The following is a 1,535-nucleotide window of genomic DNA, read 5'->3' as shown; positions in this document are numbered from 1 at the left end:
TAAAAAACATCCGAAGGGGCACGCCCCTGCCCGAAAGGCAGAAACTCCCGGCCTTCGCTATACTCAGGAGCCTCAGGGGGAGCGGCCGCCACCTTTTTGGTGATTTATCCCGTTAAAAAACATGGTCCAGGGACTGATGCGGACCCAGCATTGGTGACGCCGACAGGCGATCCCGTTCAGGAAAGTGATCCATCCCGCTGTCCCGCCCTCTGACCCTACCCCTGTCGGAGGGCTGACATGAAGTCAACGAAGTCCCAGCGCGCCGGCGGCACGGCGCAGATTGCAGTAGTCCATCCACATGCCGCGGCGATAGACATTGGCGCGCAGTTTCACGTTGTGGCAGTCGGACCCGAACGCGACCCCCAACCGGTCAGGTCATTCCGCAGTTTCACTCAGGAGCTTCACGCGCTTGCGGAGTGGCTCAGGCAAGTGGGGGTCACTACGATCGCCATGGAATCGACTGGTGTCTATTGGATTCCCGCGTTCGAAGTGCTGGAAGCGCACGGCTTCGAAGTGGTGCTGGTGAACGCTCGAGACGTGAAGACGGTCCCGGGCCGAAAGACTGACGTCAACGACGCACAGTGGCTGCAGAAACTACATGCATACGGGCTGCTGCGAGCCAGCTTCCGCCCCCGGCATGACATCGCGACGTTACGTGCCTATCTGCGTCAACGCGAGCGACTGCTCGAGTATGCTGCAGCACATATCCAGCACATGCAGAAGGCGCTGATGCAGATGAACCTGCAACTTCATCATGTCGTGCAGGACATTACCGGCGCTACCGGCATGAAGATCATCCGCTCGATCGTCGCCGGCGAACGCAATCCGCAAGAACTCGCCCGATATCGTGACGTCCGCTGCAAGGCGTCAGTCGAAACGATTCGCGATGCACTTGTCGGCAACTACCAGGACGAACATGTGTTCGAACTGACCCAGGCGGTTGCACTGTACGATTTTTACCAAACCCAGGTGAAACAATGCGACGAGCGGATTGAACTCGTGATCAGGCAGCTGAAGGCAAATGTGGATCCGGTGACTAATCCGCTACCCGCCGCGCGTCGCCGGAGCAAGCAGTCAAATGGCTTCTCGTTCGACGTGCGTGCCGAGCTGTATGGCCTGCTCGGCGTGGACCTCACGCAGATCCACGGACTCGGACCGTACCTTGCGCTGAAACTGGTCGCCGAATGCGGCACGGACATGTCGCGATGGCCCACGGTAAAGCACTTCACGTCGTGGTTGTGTCTGGCGCCAGGCAACAAGATTTCCGGTGGCAAGGTACTGTCCTCCAAAACCCGTCGCTCTGCCAGCAAGGCTGCGGCTGCACTGCGTCTCGCCGCCGTCACGATCGGCAAGACGGACACTGCACTGGGTGGCTTCTACCGACGCCTTTCCGCGCGGATCGGCAAGGCAAAGGCTGTCACTGCGACGGCTCGCAAGGTAGCAGTGTTGTTCTACAACACGTTGCGCTACGGGATGGAGTACGTTGATCCCGGCGCCGAATATTACGAAGAGCGCTACCGACAACGGGTCCTGAA

Annotated in this window: 1 protein-coding gene; it reads left to right on the top strand. The window is 59.5% G+C overall.

Going from position 1 to position 1,535, the window contains the following annotated elements; translation table 11 throughout:
- Positions 1-237: 237 nt before the first annotated feature.
- A partial coding sequence (locus FVF58_RS50990) for an IS110 family RNA-guided transposase (protein WP_149676985.1) occupies positions 238-1,535 on the top strand: 1,298 nt, incomplete at its 3' end.

Origin of the sequence: Paraburkholderia panacisoli, from assembly GCF_008369935.1 — a bacterium.
Taxonomy (GTDB): Bacteria; Pseudomonadota; Gammaproteobacteria; order Burkholderiales; family Burkholderiaceae; genus Paraburkholderia; species Paraburkholderia panacisoli.
Note: the sequence above shows the minus strand (reverse complement) of the source record. Positions and strands in the feature narration are given on the sequence as shown.